The organism is Nocardioides sp. CCNWLW239, assembly GCF_037137035.1.
Classification (GTDB): Bacteria; Actinomycetota; Actinomycetes; order Propionibacteriales; family Nocardioidaceae; genus Nocardioides.
This window is the reverse complement of record NZ_JBBBNW010000001.1, coordinates 786866-806146: the sequence shown is the minus strand read 5'-3', so window position 1 is coordinate 806146 and position 19281 is coordinate 786866. Positions and strand designations below refer to the sequence as shown.

The following is a 19281-nucleotide window of genomic DNA, read 5'->3' as shown; positions in this document are numbered from 1 at the left end:
CTTCATAACCTTTGTCGGATTTACCAGTTGCGGGAGCGCCGATCGGGCCGGACTACTGGCGGGTAACATTAAGAATAGGCATGCTCTCCAGGGGTGGCAAGCCCGGGCCTACTCACAGGTAGGGTTCTTTGTCACAGTGGGACGCCAGGGAAGCAGCCCAGAGGAGAGCAGGAGTACGCCGCCGGCCACCGCGATCGCTGTCCGCGGGCTCGTCGCGGCTGCCAGCGCTCCGGCCGCCAGGATGCCGACCGGCTGGGCGACCTTCACGGGGTCGGCCATGCTGCCTGCCAACAGGGGGTGGCGGGCCGAATAGGCAGAACAGGTTTCAGTTTCGGCGTACGATCTGCCGCATGATCACCTCCGACGCCATCACCTGGAACGCCCCGAACGACGAGCACCCCGCGCGTACGGCCGGGCAGCGCTCCTACTCCGCCGTCGCCAAGGGCGACCTCGACGAGTGGTTGACGATCTACGCCGAGGACTGCGTGCTCGAGGACCCCGTCGGGCCGTCGATGTTCGACCCCGAGGGCAAGGGCCATCACGGCCACGAGGGCCTCAAGGCGTTCTGGGAGAAGGCGATCGCGTCCGTCCACAAGTTCGAGTTCGAGATCAACGACTCCTTCGCCAACCCCGGCGGCAACACCTGCGCCAACATCGGCAGGATCAAGACCAGCTTTCCCGACGGTAGCTACACCACCACCGACCTGATCATGGTCTACACGGTCAACGACGAGGGCCGCATCGCCTCGATGAAGGCCTTCTGGGAGCCCGAGCGCACGATGGCGAGCTTCACCTCCGCCTGAGAGGGTCCTCGGTCCGCGACGTCACGGTGTCCAGTACGTGGCGCTGCTGTTCGGGAACGGCCGGAGGTCGCCGACCTGGTTGCAGGAGTATGTCGCCCCGGCGCCGGGCTCAGGTGCGCAGGCGTCTCTGCCCGCCTGGCCTTTGACGACATCGGCACTCGCGCCGCCGGCCAGTCGGTCGTTGTCATCGCCGCCGAGGATTCGGTCCTTGTCGTCTCCGCCCCCGATTCCATCGTTGCCGTCGCCTCCCGACAAGTAGTCGGCACCGCTGTGCCCCAGGATCCAATCGGCTCCGGTACCGCCGTAGAGACTGTCGTCGCCGGCCTGTCCGTGGAGGCTGTCGGGACCGGTTCCGCCGCTCGCTTGGTCCGCGCCGCTGCCTCCTGAGATGCCGTCGCCTCCGGTCCCGCCGTAGAGCCGATCGGCGCCGCCGTTCCCGCGGACGTGGTCGTTGCCCGATCCGCCGGAAATGGTGTCGTTCCCGGTCCCGCCGTAGAGGCTGTCGCTGCCGGCATCGCCGTAGGCCCGGTCGTTTCCGCCCTGCCCTTCGACGAGGTCATCCCCGTCGCCGCCGTAGAGGATGTCGCCGCTGTCGGTCCCACTGCTCTCGACACGGTCGCCGGGGTTGTAGTGACCGTAGATGGCGTCGTTGCCGCCCATGCCCCAGATGACGTCGGAGCCGGCGCCACCGCGAAGGCGGTCGCGGCCGGAGGTTCCGTGAATCCGGTCGTTGCCGGAGCCGCCGAAGGCGTACGTCGACCAGATCTCGTCGTTCCCGCCCTGTCCGAAGACGATGTCGGTGGCGTGGATCTTGTCATCGCCGTCGCCGCCGCACACGACGTCGTTCGAGTCGGCATAGATGGTGTCGGCACCGGGCGTGCCGAGGATGAAGTCCTGGTCGGAGGACGTCCTCGGCGTCTGCCCCCGATTCATGTCGACAGTGACCGCTGCTCCTCCGCAGGTAGCGGCCGCGTTCGCGGTGCTGGCGGTCAGCGTGATTCCGGGGATGAGCAGAAGCGAAGCGGCTCCTGAGATGAGGACAGTCATACGCACAGCGGCACACCCTAATGGGTATCGCGCCGCCGCGTCTCGGCGATCACGCCACCGCGTGCTCGGCGATCCACTCGACCAGGGGACGTACGGCCCGCCAGTCCTTCTTCACCTCACCGACGAGGTCGGGGGTGTGGATGATCGGCTCGAAGCCGATGGTGCGGCCGAGGTGGATCGACTTGTAGCGGAGCAGCTCGATCTTGGGGTGGTTCTTGTCGATGCCACGCGGTGCGGTCTTGAGGCGGTCGCCGGTGACCTCGTAGCCCTTCTTCTCCGCGACCGCGAGGCGCTTCTCCAGGTCGGCGCCGTAGTGGTCGTGGACGATGGCATCGCGGAAGGCGGCCAGCCGGGGCGGCTCGAACCAGTAGCAGCCACCGCCGGTGCGGATGCCGCGGGGCGAGACCTCGACGTAGTAGCCGGTCTGCGGCGCCACCGCCACGAAGGCTCCCTGGTGGGTCTTGTAGGGGAGCTTGTCCTTCGAGAAACGTACGTCGCGATAGGGCCGGAAGATCTTGGCGGTGCCGAACTCCTCGGCGAGCTCGTCGGTGAGCGCCTTCATCGGCGCGTGGACCGACTCCTTGTAGATGTGCTTGTGGGCTTCCCAGAACGACTTGGTGTTGTCGACCTCGAGGTCGTCGTAGAAGTCGAGCGCTGCGACGGGGAAACCTTCGAAAGTCACGCGCCCCATCGTACGAGGCGCGCGAGCTCTGGCTAAACGCTCGGGATCTGGATCGTGTCCGCGACCCGGCGGGCGTGCTCGGCCATGGCACGCGCGATGTTGGCGGACTCGCCGAGGTGGCGGCAGGGATCGAGCAGGTCGGAGATCTCGTCGCGGCTGAAGTGGGCCGAGACCTCGGGGGAGGCGGCCAGGAGCGAGGCGAAGTCGAGCTCCTCGACGGCGGAGCGTTGGGCCAGCTCGAAGACGATGTCATGGGCGACCTGGCGGCCGATGCGCTCGCCGAGCTCGAGCATCAGCGACTCGGAGCCGATGAGGCCTCCGGAGAGGGCCAGGTTGGCGCGCATCCGGTCCTCGTCGAAGGTCAGGCCGGTGAAGATGACCACCAGGCGAGCCAGTACGTCGCCCGCCAAGCGAGACGCCTGCGCGACCGCGTCCTCGAGGATGCCGGTCATGGCGCCGTTGGCCTCGTGGTCGTGGAGCATCGACTCCATCGCGGGGGCGACCAGCCCGCGCAGCTGGGTGGCGGCGGTGATCACGTCGAGGGTCAGCTGCGGGTTGCGCTTGTGGGGCATCGTCGAGGAGCCGATGGTGCCCTCGGGGATCGGCTCGAAGGCCTCGCCGAACTCAGGCTGCATCATCGAGTAGACGTCCTTGCCGATCTTGCCGGCGGTGCCGCCGAGGAGGCCGAGGATCGAGACCCACTCGACCATGCCGTCGTTGATCGCGCGCGAAGGGACCGGCATCGAGCCCATGTCGAGCCGGGACGCCGTCTCGGTCTCGATGGCGCGGGCGTGGGAGCCGAAGGAGGCCATGGTGCCGGCCGCGCCACCCATCAGCAGACGGAAGACGCGGTCCTCGACCGAGCGGAGCCGGTCGACGTGGGCGGCGATCTCGTCGATCCAGATGGCGACCTTGAACCCGAAGGTGATCGGGACGGCGTGCTGGGAGTGCGTACGTCCCGGCATCGGCACCTCGGCGCCGGCCTCGGCGACCTTCGACAGCGAGCGGAGCAGGTCGCCGAGGAGGTCGAGGATCTTGTCGTGCGCCTGGCGCATCAGGATCAGGTCGGCGGTCTGGGTGATGTTCTGCGTGGTGGCACCCCAGTGGACCCAGCCGCCGTGCTTCGTGCCGACGACGCGGGAGAGCTCCTCGACCAGCGGCGTCAACGGGTGGCTGTGCTCGGCGGTGGCTTTCTCGATGCGGTCCAGGTCGAGCTTGTCCAGGTCAGCGGCCTCGGCGATCGCCTCGCCGGCCTCCGCGGGGATCACCTGCACGGCCGCCTCGGCCTCGGCCAGGGCTGCCTCGACATCGAGTCGCGCCTGGAGGCGCGCCTCGTAGGTGAAGAGGTCTCCGATGCCGTGGTCGGGGACTCGTCCGTCGGTGAATCGGCTGCTCGAGCCCGCGGGCATGTCGAGTGATCCTTTACGCGTCGTTCACACAGAGATGGGAAAACAGAAACCCAATGTTAATGGACGCAAAGCCCAAACGCCCGTGATCGTGTGCTGCGTCACTTGGATCGTGCAAGTGAACCGAAACAGGCCGTGCCGAACGGCACGACCTGGATCTGTGGAGCGTGCGACGAGATTCGAACTCGCGACATCAACCTCGGGATTCAGATTACCCCACCTCGCACCCGCTTACGGCGGTCTCTGCCCTCATCATCGGCCCGATCTCTGATCCCCAGACGGGCAGCGCTGAAGCGATCGGGGTCACATGCATGGGTCGGCGGGTGAGTGGTTACCGGGTGTGCACCAACGGAGCGTGCCAAGGGGTGCCTTCACCCATGTGGCGAGTGACACCACGCAGTGCGCCGTTGGTGCCGCGGTCTCGGGTAGCGACTCGGGATCGCGGTCTAGTTGGCGGGAGCTGTGGCCCGCTGGCGAAGGACCGGCGACAGGCACGGTGCGACGGCTCCCCCCGACGTTGTGATCGTGCCGAAGAGCTGGCGTGGCTCGTGAGTGAGGATCAGCATCCTCCATGAGACATTGCGGTTCAGCTGCTGGCCCTGGAGAGTGAGCGCTCGGTCTACGGACTGGGCGCTCTTCTTCATGTGCGCCGAGGATGGCGGCTGGTATCTCGGGGGCATCCTGGAGGCATCTGAGGGCAAAAGAGAAACCCGCACTGCCGACGATGACGCCGAAAGTGCGGGCTGACCTGCTGTGTTATGTGGAGCGGACGACGAGATTCGAACTCGCGACATCAACCTTGGGAAGGTTGCGCTCTACCAACTGAGCTACGTCCGCAGGTGCGACCAGGATGTTACCCCACACTCCAGGCCAGGTGTGAACCGGTTCAGGAAAGTCGGGTCAACCGGGGATAGCGGGCCGAGAGTCTGTCGCCCGCGGGGCCGCGGAGCATGCGGCGTACGGCCCAGGGGAGTGCGCGCGTCGCCAGCCGCCGGACCTGGCGGACCGGGCCGGCCAGTCCGGTCGGGCCGGGTTCCTCGATGACGGCCAGCGGCTGCGGGGTGGGCAGATGGTGACGTACGCCGAGCGTGTCGAGGACCTTGATCGCCATCAGCTGGTGGCCGGGGGTGCCGAGGAAGCCGTGGCCGTCCCAGTAGCCCGGGTCGTCGTACTCCGTCATCCGCCAGAAGTCGACCAACGTCGCGCCGCGGCGCTGAGCGATCTCGCGGACGGCCTCGTTGTAGACCGCGAAGCGCCCGCGCATCAGCCGGCCGACGGTCGACGCCCGTGCGCCGTACGCGGTGAAGACCAGCACCTTCGCGCCGGTCCCGACCAGGTCGCCGATCGCCGACTCGTAGGTCGCGAGCAGGTCGTCGATGTTCACATGTGGCCACATCAGGTCGACCGACCCGCCGTAGATCGTCACGACGTCCGGCTCGAGCGCGATCGCAGGCGCCACCTGCTCCTTGACGATCCGGTCGATCCCGCGGCCGCGGACGGCGAGGTTGGCGTAGCCGAACTCCGGGGTCCGCTCGCCCATCACCTCGGCGACCCGATCGGCCCAGCCGCGTACGCCGTTCGGGCGGCGCGGGTCGGTGTCGCCGACGCCCTCGGTGAAGGAGTCGCCCAGCGCGACGTACCGGCGATAGCCGCCGGGGATCAGCGCATCCAGTGCCATGCCACAGATTCAACCGCACGCAGCCGCGCCGGCGTCAGGTCCAGCCTGGGCTAGATTGGGCCCGTGCTGCTGAGCGACAAGGACATCCTGACCGAGATCAACGACGGCCGGATCGTCATCGACCCCTGGGACGAGTCGATGCTGCAGCCGTCGTCCGTCGACGTACGTCTGGACCGGTTCTTCCGCGTCTTCGACAACCACAAGTACGCCACGATCGACCCGGCGGTGGACCAGTCCGAGCTCACTCGGCAGATCGAGACCGAGGGCGACGAGCCGTTCATCCTGCACCCGGGCGAGTTCGTGCTCGGGTCGACCTACGAGACCCTCACGCTGCCCGACGACATCGCGGCGCGTGTGGAGGGCAAGAGCTCGCTCGGGCGCCTCGGGCTGCTCACCCACGCCACCGCCGGGTTCGTCGACCCGGGCTTCTCCGGCCACGTGACGCTCGAGCTGGCCAACGTCGCGACCCTGCCGATCAAGCTCTACCCGGGCATGAAGATCGGGCAATACTGCTTCTTCAAGCTCACCTCGCCCGCGCAGAACCCCTACGGCTCGGAGAAGTACGGCAGCCGCTACCAGGGCCAGCGCGGCCCGACCGCCTCGCGCAGCTTCCAGAGCTTCCACCGCACCAAGATCTGAGCAGGTGCCTGTCGGTGGTCGCCGCTAGGGTCGGCTGGATGAGTGAGACACCGTTCCTGGCCCCGGACGGCCAGACGCGATGCGCGTGGGCCGGAGGGGCGCCCGAGTTCCTGGACTACCACGACACCGAGTGGGGATTTCCGACCGGCGGTGACGTACGGCTCTTCGAGAAGATCTGCCTGGAAGGGTTCCAGAGCGGGCTGTCGTGGCGCACGATCCTCAACAAGCGCCCCGCGTTCCGCGAGGTCTTCGAGGGGTTCGACTTCCACCGGGTCGCCGAGTTCGACGAGAGCGACGTCGAGCGTCTCCTGCAGGACGCGCGGATCATCCGCCACCGTGGAAAGATCGAGGCAGCGATCAACAACGCCCGCCGCGCGGTCGAGCTCGTCGAGGAGCGCGGGTCGCTGGCGGCGTACGTCTGGGGTTTCGAGCCCGAGCCGTTGACGGTCCCGGAGGTGGTGGCGACCTCGCCCGCCTCGGTCAGCATGTCCAAGGACCTCAAGAAACGCGGCTGGAAGTTCGTCGGTCCGACGACGATGTACGCGTTCATGCAGTCGATGGGGATCATCAACGACCACTCGCTGGACTGTGTGATCCGGGAGCGGGTCGAGGCGGAACGGGCGGCCTTCGTCAGGCCCTGACCTGTCCATCGTGCGGGGGCCGATCTCCCCTGGGGGCGCAGATGTGTTTAGGCTGTCCTAACTAAGCATTGCCTAACCCCGAGGTGGTTCCCCCGTGATCCGTCGTTCTGTACTCATCGCAGCGAGTCTCGTGCTCGCTGTCACCGGCCTGGCTGCGTGCAGCACAGGCGCGACCGACTCCGCGGACGGCTCCGCCGACTCCGCCTCGAAGGCCGACTCGGGCGCCTTCCCCGTCACCGTCGAGCACGCCTACGGCAGCACCGAGATCCCCAAGGAGCCGACCAGGGTCGCCACCATCGGCTGGTCCGACCACGACGTCGCCCTCTCGCTCGGTGTCGTCCCGGTCGCTGCCCAGGCGATCACCTGGGGCGGCAACGACCAGCAGTCGACCGACTGGTTCGACGCCGAGCTGAAGGAGGTCGGCGGCAAGCAGCCGGTGCGTTACAACGCCGACACCAGCATCCCCTTCACCGAGATCAGCAAGGCGACCCCCGACCTGATCCTGGCCACCAACTCGGGCATCACCGAGGCCGACTACAAGAAGCTCAGCGAGATCGCCCCGACCGTCGCCTTCCCCGGCGACCCGTGGCTGACCTCCTGGCAGGACTCGCTGGAGATGATCGGCAAGGCCACGGGCCGGGTCACCCTGTCCGAGGACGTCGAGAAGGAGACCGAGGACGCGATCGCGCAGGCCCAGAAGGACCACCCGCAGATCGTCGGCGCCGAATACCTGGTCACCGGTGTCCAGGACAACTCCAAGCTCGGCACCATCGGCCTGTACGGTGCCGGCGACGCCCGCCCGCAGATGCTGACCCAGCTCGGCATGAAGCTCGCGCCGATCGCCGACGAGCTGGTCCCCGCCGGCCAGTTCTACACCGACGTCTCCGCCGAGAAGGCGCCCGAGCTGGAGTCGGAGGTGCTGATCAACCTCGGCTACACCGAGGGCAGCTTCGAGGCCCTGCAGCAGGACAAGCTGCTCAGCCAGATCCCGGCGATCAAGAGCGGCCACTACCTCGACATCACCGACCAGCCGCTGTCGCTGACCTTCTCCGCCGCGAGCACTCTGTCGATCCCGTACTTCATCGACGAGCTCGTTCCCTCGATCGCCGAGGCGGTCGACGGCGGAAAGGTCAACGTCACCGCGACGAAGTGACGAAGTGACGTCTTGACCACCCCCACACCACTGGCCTCGGAGGCCCCGGCAGCACCATCCGCCGGGGTCGTCCGGGGTCGGACCCTTCCCGGGATCGGGCTGATCCTGGTGATGTTGATCGTCGCCGCGGTCGTCTCGATCCTGCTCGGCTCCGAGTGGGTCTCTCCCACCGCGCTGTTCGACCAGGGCAGCTTCGGGCACGCGATCCTGGAGAACCGCATCGCCCGGACGGAGACCGCCTTCGCCGTCGGTGGCGCGCTCGCGCTCGGCGGTGCCTGCCTGCAGGGACTGACCCGCAACCCGCTGGCCGACCCGGGACTGCTCGGCCTCAACGCCGGTGCCGCCTTCGCGGTCGTGGTGGCGCTCGTGTACGTCGGGGCCACCGGCCTCGACTCGCTGCTGTGGGCCGCCTTCATCGGCTCCGGCCTCGCCGCGATCGTCGTGCACGGCATCGCCGCGATCGGGCGTGACGGCGCCACCCCCGCCAAGCTGGTGCTGGCCGGCGCCGCGCTCACTGCCGCACTGACCAGCTGGACCAGCGGCATCCTGCTGGTCGACCACCAGGGTCTCGAGGTCTTCCGACAGTGGCAGGTCGGCACCATCGGCAGCGACTGGGGTGACCTCGCGGTCTGCGCCCCGTTCTTCGTCGTGGGCGCCGTGTTGGCGCTGTCGAGCGCCCGCGTCCTGGACGCGCTCGCGCTCGGCGACGACCTCGCCAAGGGCCTCGGCCGTCGCACCGGCCTGGACCGCGTGGTCGTCGGCATCGCGGTGGTCCTGCTCAGCGGCACCGCCACCGCGCTGGTCGGCCCGGTCGCGTTCGTGGGCCTGGTCGTCCCTCATGCGGTGCGCGCCCTGGTCGGCCCGAGCTACACCCTGGTCCTCCCGCTCTCGATCGCCGGCGGCGCCGCGCTCACCGCCATCGCCGACGCGCTGGGACGAGTGGTGCTGCCGCCCACCGAGGTGCAGGTCGGCATCATGACGGCCGTTGTCGGCGTACCGGTGTTCGTCTGGTTCCTGCGACGCGGACGGATGGCAGGCCTATGAGCAACGTGCTGGATCCGGCGCGCCCCGTCGAGGTCGTACGCCGGGCCCGACGCGGCCCGCGCCGGCATCACGCCTTCGTGATCGCCGGCCTGGCGGCCGTCCTGTTCGGGGCCGTCGTCGCCCGGGTGCTGCTCGGCAACTACATCATCACCGTGCCCGACTTCTTCCGGATCCTCGGTGGCGCCGAGATCCCAGGCGCGACCTTCCTGCTGATGTCGGAGAAGCTGCCGCGCGCCATCCTCGGCGTGCTGGTCGGGGTCGCGTTCGGGATGGCCGGTGCGGTCTTCCAGAGCACCCTGCGCAACCCGCTGGCCAGCCCCGACATCGTCGGCGTCTCGCTCGGCGCGAGCGCGTCGGCGGTCTTCGCGATCGTGGTGCTCGACCTGCAGGGTCTGGCGCTGAGCATCGCCGCGATCGTGGGTGCGATCGCGATCGCGGTGGCGGTCCGGCTCGTCGCCGGTTCCGACGGCAGCTACCGGCTCGTCCTCGTCGGCGTCACCGCCGCGGCGGCGATGACCGCGGTCGTCCACTACCTCTTCACCCGCGCCAACGAGTTCGACGCGCTGCTCGTGCTGCGCTGGCTCACCGGCGCGCTCAACGGAGTCACCTGGCCCACGATCTGGATCCTGCTCGGCTTCCTCGCCGTGCTCGTCCCGGCGCTGATCTGGACCGCCCGGTCCGCCCAGGCGCTCCAGCTCGGCCCCGACGTGGCCACCAGCCTGGGCGTCAGCCGCCGGCGTACGGACCTGCTGCTCCTGCTCGCCGTCCTACTCACCGCTCTCGGGGTCGCCGCGGCCGGGCCAGTCGCCTTCGTCGCGTTCGTGGCCGGACCGATCTCGCGGGCGCTCAACGGCGGGCGTACGACCCTGGTCGGCGCTGCGCTCGTCGGTGCCATCGTGATGGTGGCCGGCGACTACATCGCCGACTATGCGATCCCCGGCGTCTCCTTCCCGGTAGGCGTCGTCACCGGTGCGTTCGGGGCGCCGTTCCTGTTGTGGTTGCTCGCCGCTGGGCGGGCTGGAAGGCGATGACATGAAAGAGGCCCAGACAAGGCTCGCTGCGGAGAGCGTGAGCCTCGGCTACGGCGCGAACCCCGTGGTCGACGGGGTGTCGCTGGAGATCCCCGACGGCCTCACCACCGTGATCGTCGGCGCCAACGGCTGCGGGAAGTCGACCCTGCTGCGTGGGATGGCGCGGCTGCTGACGCCCATCTCCGGGCAGGTCGTGCTCGACGGCAAGGCCGTCCACAAGCAGCCCACGCGGGCGGTGGCCAAGACGCTCGGCCTGATGCCGCAGTCGCCGATCGCCCCCGAGGGGATCACCGTCGTCGACCTGGTCGGCCGCGGCCGGCAACCCCACCGTGGCGCGCTGCAGCGTTGGTCCCACGAGGACGACGCGGCGGTCGCGGAGGCGCTGGAGCTGACCGACACGCTCGATCTCGCCGACCGGGTCGTCGACGAGCTCTCCGGCGGCCAGCGGCAGCGGGTCTGGGTGGCGATGGCGCTGGCCCAGCAGACCGACCTGCTGCTCCTCGACGAGCCGACCACCTTCCTCGACGTCGCCCACCAGATCGACCTGCTCGACCTGCTTCACGGTCTGCGCGAGACCCGAGGGACCACCGTCGTGATGGTGCTCCACGACCTCAACCTGGCCGCGCGCTACGCCGACCACCTGATCGCGATGAGCGGCGGCAAGGTCGCCGCCTCGGGCCGCCCGGCGGACGTGGTGACCGCCGCCCGCGTCGAAGAGGTCTTCGGTCTCGAGGCGCAGATCATCCACGACCCCGTCTCGGGCACACCGCTGGTCGTCCCCATCGGCCGCCACCACCGGCCTGCCGCTCACCCCCACGCACAAGGAGCCTGACATGCCCATCCTCGCCCGCGTCTCGGTGCGCTCCATCGAGCGCCTCTCCCCGTCGTTCGCCCGGATCGAGCTGGTCGGCGACGACCTCGCCGACTTCGGCACAGACGGGCCGACGCTCGACCAGCGCATCAAGCTCCTCTTCCCGGCCGCGTCGGGCGAGCTCCCCGAGCTCTCGGCCGACGACTGGTACACCGAATGGCTCGCCCTCGCCGACGACGAGCGCCCGCGGATGCGCACCTACACGATCCGCTCCATCGAAGGTGAGGGCATCGAGAAGCGGCTGTACGTCGACTTCGTGCTGCACCCGGGCGCGCACGGTCCCGGCTCCGACTGGGCCGGCGCGGCCCGGCCGGGCGACGAGATCATGGTCGTCGGGCCCAAGCTCGGCGAGGAGTACGGCGGGATCGAGTGGTTCCCCGGCGATGCGACCCGGCTGCTCCTGGTCGGCGACGAGACCGCCGTCCCGGCGGTCGTCTCGATCCTCGAGTCCCTGCCGGCGGACGCCACCGGATCGGCCATCTTGGAGGTGCCGGTCGCTGGTGACGTACAGGAGGTGTCGGCCCCGGAGGGGCTGAAGGTCACCTGGCTGCCGCGCGAGGGTGCGCCGGTGGGTGGCCCGGCCCTGGCGGCCGTCGGTGGGCTGCTCGGGTTCGAGGCGAAGCCCGAGGACGTGACCTCGGTCGAGGTCGAGGACCCGGACCTGTGGGAGACCCCGATCTACTCGTCCTCCGGTGAGGAGGTCACAGCCCCCGAGAACGGCTCCGCGAGCGCCGCCGCGAACGGCGACGACGGCCGCTACGCGTGGATCGCGGGGGAGTCCCGGATGGTCACCGCGCTGCGCCGCCACCTGGTCAACGAGCTCGAGATGCCGCGCAAGCAGGTCGCTTTCATGGGCTATTGGCGCGAAGGCGTGTCGATGAAGGGGTGACCCAGCGCGGGTTTCGCCTGTTTGACGTGATTAGGTTGACGTACTCAATCAACCTAGAAGGGTCGTGGAATGCAAGGAAGCATCCTGGCCGCGGACACCCTGATCCAGGCCAACGCAGTTGACTACCTTCTGATCGCGATCTACTTCGCGTTCGTCCTCGGGATCGGCTTCCTGGCCAGCCATGGGATGTCGAACTCGGTGGACTTCTTCCTCTCGGGCAGGTCCCTGCCCGCCTGGGTCACCGGTCTCGCCTTCATCTCGGCGAACCTCGGCGCGGTCGAGATCATGGGTATGTCGGCAACCGGTGCGGAAGTCGGGCTGCCGACCGTCCATTACTTCTGGATCGGCGCCGTTCCGGCGATGCTGTTCCTCGGTGTCGTGATGATGCCGTTCTACTACGGCTCGAAGGTGCGCTCGGTCCCCGAGTTCATGAAGCGCCGTTTCGGCACCGGGGCCCACCTGGTCAACGCGATCTCGTTCGCGGTGGCGCAGCTGCTCATCGCCGGTATCAACCTCTACCTGCTCGGCTCGATCGTGCACGCGCTGCTCGGCTGGCCGCTGTGGGTGGCGCTGATCGTGGCCGCGGTGATCGTCCTCTCCTACATCACCCTCGGTGGGCTGAAGGCCGCGATCTACAACGAGGTGCTGCAGTTCTTCGTGATCGTGGCCGCCCTGCTCCCGCTGACGCTGCTGGGCCTCTACCAGGTCGGCGGCTGGGACGGGCTGACCTCGAAGATCGAGGCGGCGGCCGCCGCCAACCCCGACACCGTCGCTCCTGCCGCCGACCAGCTCAACTCCTGGCCGGGGTCCGCGCTGACCGGGTTCTCCTCCGACTTCCTCTCGGTCATCGGCATCGTCTTCGGTCTCGGGTTCGTGCTCTCCTTCGGCTACTGGACGACCAACTTCGTCGAGGTCCAGCGGGCGATGGCGGCGGACTCGATCAGCGCAGCCCGCAAGACGCCGATCATCGGGTCCTTCCCGAAGATGTTCGTCCCGTTCATCACGATCCTTCCCGGCATGATCGCGGCCGTCCTGGTCTCCGATCTGGCGGCGTTCAAAGCCTCCGGGGGAGAGGCGCAGATCCCGGGCGGTGCGGGCGGCAACGTGACGTACAACGACTCGCTGCTCCTCCTGATGCGGGATCTGCTGCCCAACGGCCTCCTCGGCCTGGCGCTCGCCGGTCTGCTCGCGGCGTTCATGGCCGGGATGGCGGCCAACGTGTCGGCGTTCAACACGGTGGTGTCCTTCGACATCGTCCAGGAATACATCATCAAGGACCGGCCCGACGAGTTCTACGTCAAGCTGGGCCGCTGGGCGACCGTCGCCGCGACCGCCATCGCGATCTTCACCGCGGCCCTGGCGTCCAACTTCGCCAACATCATGGACTACCTGCAGACCCTGTTCGGGTTCTTCAACGCGCCGCTGTTCGCGACGTTCATCCTGGGTATGTTCTGGAAGCGGATGACCGCGACCGCCGGTTGGACCGGTCTGGTCTCCGGCACCCTGGCGGCGATCCTCGTCGGTGTCCTCTCCGAGGGCACGCTCGGCGGGCTGTCCGTCGGTGTCCTGCCGTTGTCCGGCCAAGGTGCGTCGTTCGTGGCTGCCGGCGCGGCCTTCGTCGTCGACATCGTCGTCAGCGTGCTCGTCTCGCTGGTGACCGCACCGAAGCCGGCAGGCTCCCTGAAGGGTCTGGTCTATTCCGAGACCCCGAAGGAGGACCTGGTCGACGCCGAGGACGCCAACCGTCCGTGGTGGCAGCGGCCGGTGCCGCTGGCGGGCCTCTCGCTGGGCCTGGTCGTCATCCTGAACGTGATCTTCTGAGGAGGTTGAGATGCCTAGCGATTCCAACCAGGCCGGATCGACCACGAGCGGCGGGTTCCTCGGCACCCTGCTCTCGCTGTTCGACATCCGCAACGTGATCGGGGCCCTGCTCGCGGTCTACGGCGTGATCCTGCTGCTCATGGGCCTGTTCGGCGACCCGGAGCTCGACAAGACCGGCGGGCCCAACGCCAACCTCTGGGCGGGCGTCGTCCTGCTCGTCGTCGGCGCGATCTTCCTCGCCTGGGGGCTGCTCCGGCCGGTGGTGCCGGACGCTCCCGGCGGCTCCGAGGAGAAGAAGCAGCCCTGAGGCTCAGAGCCCGACGAGAGTGATGTCACCGCTGACCGTGGTGGTGCGCAGCTCGACGTAGGGCTCACCCGCGGCCGGTGCGCCAGCGCTCTCGACAGTGCTGGTCCACCGGCCGGTCACGGTGTTGATGTCGGTCCACACCGGGGTGCCGTTCGGGATCCCGATGCGTACGTCGGACGACGCGCCCTTCACCGAGATGCGGCCGGCGCTGACCGAGTGGATCGCGAAGTCGCCGGCACCGGTCGAGTGGCTCACCTCGCCCTCGACCTCGTCGATCTCCACGCTGCCGGAGCCGGTCTTGGTGCGCAGGTCGTGGGCCGTACCGATCCGGATGTCACCGGAGCCTGACTTGATCGACGCGTGCCCATCGAGGGTGTCGGCCTGGATGTCCCCGGAGCCCGTCTCGACGTCGAACTGCTCGGTGACCCGGTCGACGCGTACGTCGCCCGACCCGGTCTGGATCCACGCGGCCCGGAGGACGCCCTGGGTGGCGATGTCGGCGCTCCCCGTGCGGGTCCGCAGCTGGCTGTGGGACGGGGCCGTGATGGTGATGTCGTAGCGCCGGGAGCGGCTGAACGGGCCCTTGTGAGGGTCGATGACGTTGATCGTGTCGCCGCTCTGCTCGACGACCAGACTCTCGGCGTCATCGCCGTCGATCTCGACGATCGTCTCGTCGGTCTCGGTCGTCTGGACCTCGAGGTTTCCCTTGCCGAACTCGACGAAGAGCTTGGCCGGGGCGGTGGACATGAAGGTGTAGGTGCTCATGGTGCTTCTCCTCAGGGTGTGCTGATCTACCGGACCGGCCGGGCGGCCGTCCGTTGTCGTGCTCTGCTGTGCGTCTAGGTCAGAGCCAGCCGGTCATCCGGCGGTCGGACCGGCCGCGGTTGTTGCCGCGGAACGGGTCGAGACTGCTCATCGCCTCGTTGACGATGTGGGGGATCGCGGACAGGTCGACGTCGACGTTGACCGCGTTGTCCCGGGTCGCCGCGCGCACCGCGCCGACGAGCCAGGTGTTGAGCGACTGGCCGGCGTCGGCCGCAGCCTCCTCGGCCTTCGCCTTGAGCGACTCCGGGATCCGGAGGGTCACCCGGGCGAGGCTGTCGTCGCCCTCCGGCTCGGGTGGGGCCGGTGGAGCCGGGGGAGTGGGTGGTGTCGGCGGCGTCGGGGGAACCGGCGTGGCGACCTCGGGAAGCGTGACCCCGAACTCCAGGTCGCGCCCCCGCAGACGTACGTCCACGTTGCCCGTCGGCAGCTCCGCGGTGATCTCCGCGGCCGCCTGGCTCACCGCCTCCATCACCGCAAGCCGCGCGGCCGGGTCGAGCGCGTAGGTGAGTCGCTCCGCGGTCTCCCGCGCCTCCGGCCCGGAGGCCTCGGCCGCGGCCAGCAGGTCCCGTCGCAGGCTGTCGATATACGGCGTGATGTCCATGTGCACCACTGTGACATCACGATGACGTCATTTCAACCCCAAAGTGATGTCAGCTGACGTCAGGCCCCTGCCGAGGCGTCACCCAGGTCGGCCGAGGCGTCACTCCGGTCGTTCGAGAGGGCAGGCTGATGCCAACTCGGCCGACGGGAGTGACGCCTCGCGCTTCGCTCGGTCTCGGCCTGAAATGACGATGACACCCTGCGCGGAGGCGCAGGGTGTCATCGTCTGGTGCAGCGGACTGCGGCGGGTCAGAGGTCGAAGAGCGACCCCGCCTCGTGGATGTCGACGTCGGTACGCGGCGTGTGAGCCTCTCCGCTCACGGCCGGGGCCGGCTTCGACTCCGGTGCGGGAGCAGCCGTGGCCTCGGGCTCCGGCTCGGCCGGGGCCTCCACCTCGACGGCAGCGTCCTCGGCCGGCTTCTCCTCGGCCGGCTTCTCGTCGACCGGCGCGTCCTCGACGGGCGCGTCCTCGACCACGGTCTCCGCGGACTCGGCCTCAGGTGCGGCCTCGGCGACCGGAGCCGGAGCGGCCGGAGCGGCCGGAGTTGCGGCGGCGACGGTGCCCTCCGGAGCCTCGATGTCGAAGAGCGAGCCGAGGCTGTCGAAGTCGACGTCGGTCTTCGGCTCCGAGGTCACACCCGAACCCGCGACAGGCGCCACCGGCGCGGCCGGGGTTTCCGTCGTGGTCTCGGCCGGAGTCGCGTCCTCGACGGGAGCAGCCTCGACCGGAGCAGCCTCGACCGGAGCAGCCTCGACCGGAGCCGCGGCCTCGGGAGTCTTCGCCGAAGCGGGCTCGGGCTCGCTCGCCGGGATGTCGAAGAGCGAGCCACCCGCGCTGAGGTCGATGCTCGGCTCCTCGGCCGGTGCGGCAGCCGGGGCAGGGGCAGGCGCCTCGGGCTCGGCAGCAGGCGCGGACTTCGCCGCGGGGGCCGGCGCGGCCTCCTCGGCAGGTGCGGCCGGGATGTCGAACAGCGAACCGCCGCCACCGAGGTCGACGGCAGGCTCCTCGGACGCCGGCGCCGGGGCAGCGGGCTCGGCCTTCGCCTCGGGCGCGGCCGGCTCCGTCTCCTGGGCGGGTACGTCGAAGAGCGACCCGCCGGCACCGAGATCGGTAGCAGGCTCCTCGGCCGGCTCCTCGGCCAGCTTGTCGGCGGGCTTGTCGGCGGGCACGTCGAACAGCGACCCGCCCGACGTCGCGGGCTTCTCCTCGGCAGGCGCAGGAGTGTCGAAGAGCGACGAGCTGTCGTCGAACAGCGAGCCACCGGAGGCGGGCTTCTCCGGCTCGGCGGCCGGAGCGGGGGTGTCGAAGAGCGACCCGCCACCCGACGCACCGCCCGAGGCGGGCTCGGCCGGCGCAGGGGTGTCGAAGAGCGAGGACGCGTCGGCCGGAGCCTTCGGGCTCTCGGTGGTCTCGGCAGGAGAGTCGAAGAGCGACGAGCCGGCGGCAGCAGCACCTGCGGCAGCACCGGCAGCCGGAGCGGCCTCCTCGACCGCCGGCGCGGCCTTGGCGGTGGCACCGACCTTCGCGCCCTCGCCCGGCGCCAGCTTGGTCGCCTGCTCGCCCTTCACGGACGCGAGCAGCATCTGCGCGACGTCGAGAACCTCGACCTCTTCACGGGCGGCCCCGTTGGCCTGGGCCTTCGTGAGGCCGTCGGAGAGCATGACGCGGCAGAACGGGCAGCCGACCGCGATCTGGTCGGCGCCGGTGGCGACGGCCTCGTTGGTGCGGTTCTCGTTGATCCGCGACCCGATCTTCTCCTCCATCCACATCCGGGCGCCGCCTGCGCCACAGCAGAAGGAGCGCTCGGAGTTGCGGGGCATCTCCTTGTATTCGGCACCCGGCATGATCTGCAGCAGCTCGCGCGGCGGCTCGTAGACGCCGTTGTGGCGACCGATGTAGCACGGGTCGTGGTAGGTGATCGAGCGCTTGTGGGCGCCGGCGCCGTCCGCGACCGGCGTCAGCTTGCCCTCGCGTACGAGACGGTTGAGCAGCTGGGTGTGGTGGACGACCTCGAGCTCGATGCCGAATTCCTTGTACTCGTTCTTCAGCGTGTTGAAGCAGTGGGCACAGGTGGTGACGGCCTTCTTGACCTTGAACTCCTTGAACGTCTCGACGTTCTGCTGGGCCAGGCCCTGGAAGACGAACTCGTTGCCCGCGCGACGGGCGGAGTCGCCGGTGCAGGTCTCGCCGTTGCCGAGCACGCCGAAGGAGACCCCGGCCATGTCGAGCAGCTCGGCCACGGCGCGGGTGGTCTTCTTGGCGCGGTCCTCGTAGGCGCCGGCGCAGCCGACCCAGAACAGCCAGTCGACCTCCTCCAGCGACTCGATGTCCTTGCCGACCTCCTTGACGTCGAAGGGCAGGTCCTTGGCCCAGTCCATGCGCGCGTTGGCGTTCATGTTCCAGGGGTTGCCCTTGCCCTCGAGGCCCTTGAAGAGACCGTTGAGCTCGGAGGGGAAGTTGGACTCGACGAGCACCTGGTAGCGGCGCATGTCCATGATGTGGTCGACGTGCTCGATGTCGACGGGGCACTGCTGGACGCAGGCACCACAGGAGGTGCAGGACCAGAGCACGTCCTCGTCGATGACGAAGCCGCCGTCCTCGGGGTTGTAGAACCAGTCCAGGACCTCCGCGTTGCCCTCGGCACCTTCCGGCGCGCCGTCAGCCTTGCCGATGAGCGGCTTCTCCTTGAGGTCGCCGTCGGCGGCCGCGGCGTACGCGTGCTCGCGCAGGCCCATCATCAGCAGCTTGGGCGAGAGCGGCTTCTCGGTGTTCCAGGCAGGGCACTGCGACTGGCAGCGGCCGCACTCGGTGCATGTGGTGAAGTCGAGGATGCCCTTCCAGGAGAAGTCCTGGATCGAGCCGACGCCGAGGATCGCGTCCTCGGGGATGCGGTCCTCCTCGACGTCCTCGAGGGTGACCGGCTTGCCGTCGATGAGCATGGGCTTGATCGCGCCGAGCGCGGTGCCGAGCGGACGGGCGCCGTCGGTGTCGGACGTACGCGAACCCGGCTCACGCTTGAACCAGATGTTGAACCAGGCGGTGAAGCGGTGCCAGGCGACACCCATCGTCAGGTGGGTGGAGACGACGGCGAGCCAGATCAGCGCGGTGATGATCTTGAACGCGGCGATCGCGTAGATGATGTTCTCGAGGGTGGGGATCGCGTCGGCGCCGGTGGGGTAGAGGGCGCCGAAGAACTGCGAGATCGGGAAGTGGAACGCAGTGGCGTGCTCGGCGACCTCGCCGCCGTGAGCCTTGGCCAGGTTGTATTCCGCGCCGCGGATGAACAGGATCGCCGCGCTCTCCACGAGCACCATCGCCTCGACGAAGAACGCCTGCCACTGGGTGGAGCCGTAGAACCGGGTCTTGCGCCCCATCGTCGCGGGCTGGTGGGTCAGCCGGTAGATGATCAGCGGGATGATGCCCAGGGCGCCCAGCAGGCCGAGGACCTCGGCGATCCACTCGTACGCGAAGAGCTTGCCGACCACCGGCAGCGTCCACTCCGGGTCGAAGAGCTGGAAGTAGGCCGCGCCGACCGCGGTGGACAGGACGATGAACGCCGCGAAGGCGAACCAGTGCAGGATCCCGACCCAGGTCCACTGCAGCATGCGCGTGTGGAGGACGGTCTCCTTCAACATCGTCAGGGTGCGGGCCAGCGGCTGGTCGACGCGGCTGATCGGCGTACCGATCTTGATGACCGCGAGCATCGACCGGACCGCCTTGATCACCAGATAGGCGGTGGCCACCGTGGCCGCGAGACACACGACGATGGCGATGATCTGCAACATGCCTAGGCGCTCCTCATCAGGGGGCAGGACGAACCGGTTTACCCCGAGCCTAGTGCTT

18 protein-coding genes and 1 tRNA gene are annotated in these 19281 nt (G+C 68.9%); 10 read left to right on the top strand and 9 right to left on the bottom strand.

What is annotated here, in order from left to right; genetic code table 11:
• Positions 1-108: 108 nt before the first annotated feature.
• Positions 109-279, bottom strand: a complete 171-nt coding sequence (locus tag WBG06_RS03925; protein ID WP_336735200.1) for a hypothetical protein — start codon at positions 277-279, stop codon at positions 109-111.
• A gap of 71 nt (positions 280-350) precedes the next feature.
• Here WBG06_RS03925 and WBG06_RS03920 point away from each other — a divergent pair, with 71 nt between their 5' ends.
• Complete coding sequence (locus WBG06_RS03920) at positions 351-803, top strand: nuclear transport factor 2 family protein (RefSeq protein WP_336735199.1); 453 nt, start codon at positions 351-353, stop codon at positions 801-803.
• A 21-nt stretch (positions 804-824) separates the two neighbouring features.
• Here the strand turns inward: WBG06_RS03920 and WBG06_RS03915 are convergent, their stop codons facing one another.
• The 5 genes from WBG06_RS03915 to WBG06_RS03895 all read right to left on the bottom strand — a co-directional run bounded on the left by WBG06_RS03915 (position 825) and on the right by WBG06_RS03895 (position 5616).
• On the bottom strand, positions 825-1736 hold the full coding sequence (locus WBG06_RS03915; RefSeq protein ID WP_336735197.1) for a calcium-binding protein: 912 nt from the start codon (positions 1734-1736) through the stop codon (positions 825-827).
• 163 nt (positions 1737-1899) lie between these two features.
• On the bottom strand, positions 1900-2541 hold the full coding sequence (locus tag WBG06_RS03910; RefSeq protein WP_336735196.1) for a DUF2461 domain-containing protein: 642 nt from the start codon (positions 2539-2541) through the stop codon (positions 1900-1902).
• Between the two features lie 23 nt (positions 2542-2564).
• On the bottom strand, positions 2565-3941 hold the full coding sequence (locus tag WBG06_RS03905; protein ID WP_336735195.1) for a class-II fumarase/aspartase family protein: 1377 nt from the start codon (positions 3939-3941) through the stop codon (positions 2565-2567).
• 758 nt (positions 3942-4699) lie between these two features.
• Positions 4700-4775 (bottom strand) — tRNA-Gly (locus WBG06_RS03900).
• 49 nt (positions 4776-4824) lie between these two features.
• Positions 4825-5616, bottom strand: a complete 792-nt coding sequence (locus WBG06_RS03895) for an SGNH/GDSL hydrolase family protein (RefSeq protein WP_336735194.1) — start codon at positions 5614-5616, stop codon at positions 4825-4827.
• 63 nt (positions 5617-5679) lie between these two features.
• On the opposite strand from WBG06_RS03895, the gene dcd reads away from it, so the two are divergent.
• From dcd to WBG06_RS03850, 9 genes are all read left to right on the top strand, one after another.
• A complete protein-coding gene (gene dcd, locus WBG06_RS03890; protein ID WP_336735193.1) occupies positions 5680-6255 on the top strand; it encodes a dCTP deaminase in 576 nt (191 codons plus the stop codon).
• Between the two features lie 38 nt (positions 6256-6293).
• The gene (locus tag WBG06_RS03885) at positions 6294-6896 is read left to right on the top strand and encodes a DNA-3-methyladenine glycosylase I (protein WP_336735192.1); all 603 of its coding nucleotides are present in this window, start codon (positions 6294-6296) and stop codon (positions 6894-6896) included.
• A 94-nt stretch (positions 6897-6990) separates the two neighbouring features.
• A complete protein-coding gene (locus WBG06_RS03880; protein ID WP_336735191.1) occupies positions 6991-8049 on the top strand; it encodes an iron-siderophore ABC transporter substrate-binding protein in 1059 nt (352 codons plus the stop codon).
• 12 nt (positions 8050-8061) lie between these two features.
• Positions 8062-9093 (top strand): FecCD family ABC transporter permease, encoded by a 1032-nt coding sequence (locus WBG06_RS03875; protein ID WP_336735190.1) that lies wholly within the window; start codon positions 8062-8064, stop codon positions 9091-9093.
• Positions 9090-10124, top strand: coding sequence for a FecCD family ABC transporter permease (locus tag WBG06_RS03870; protein ID WP_336735189.1), 1035 nt, complete (start codon positions 9090-9092; stop codon positions 10122-10124). Before WBG06_RS03875 ends, WBG06_RS03870 begins: the two co-directional genes overlap by 4 nt.
• A gap of 1 nt (position 10125) precedes the next feature.
• Entirely contained in the window at positions 10126-10956 is an 831-nt protein-coding gene (locus tag WBG06_RS03865; RefSeq protein WP_336735188.1) for an ABC transporter ATP-binding protein, read from the top strand.
• A gap of 1 nt (position 10957) precedes the next feature.
• The gene (locus tag WBG06_RS03860; RefSeq protein WP_336735187.1) at positions 10958-11884 is read left to right on the top strand and encodes a siderophore-interacting protein; all 927 of its coding nucleotides are present in this window, start codon (positions 10958-10960) and stop codon (positions 11882-11884) included.
• An 84-nt stretch (positions 11885-11968) separates the two neighbouring features.
• Positions 11969-13705 (top strand): sodium:solute symporter family protein, encoded by a 1737-nt coding sequence (locus tag WBG06_RS03855; protein WP_336735642.1) that lies wholly within the window; start codon positions 11969-11971, stop codon positions 13703-13705.
• 10 nt (positions 13706-13715) lie between these two features.
• On the top strand, positions 13716-14012 hold the full coding sequence (locus tag WBG06_RS03850) for a hypothetical protein (RefSeq protein WP_336735648.1): 297 nt from the start codon (positions 13716-13718) through the stop codon (positions 14010-14012).
• Positions 14013-14015: 3 nt separating this feature from the next.
• Here WBG06_RS03850 and WBG06_RS03845 read toward each other — a convergent pair whose 3' ends face one another.
• The 3 genes from WBG06_RS03845 to WBG06_RS03835 form a co-directional block, all read right to left on the bottom strand.
• Complete coding sequence (locus WBG06_RS03845; protein WP_336735186.1) at positions 14016-14777, bottom strand: DUF4097 family beta strand repeat-containing protein; 762 nt, start codon at positions 14775-14777, stop codon at positions 14016-14018.
• 79 nt (positions 14778-14856) lie between these two features.
• Positions 14857-15438 (bottom strand): toxin-antitoxin system HicB family antitoxin, encoded by a 582-nt coding sequence (locus WBG06_RS03840; RefSeq protein ID WP_336735185.1) that lies wholly within the window; start codon positions 15436-15438, stop codon positions 14857-14859.
• Positions 15439-15686: 248 nt separating this feature from the next.
• Positions 15687-19223: a (Fe-S)-binding protein gene (locus tag WBG06_RS03835; RefSeq protein ID WP_336735184.1), complete on the bottom strand. Its 3537-nt coding sequence runs from the start codon at positions 19221-19223 to the stop codon at positions 15687-15689.
• Positions 19224-19281: the final 58 nt, after the last annotated feature.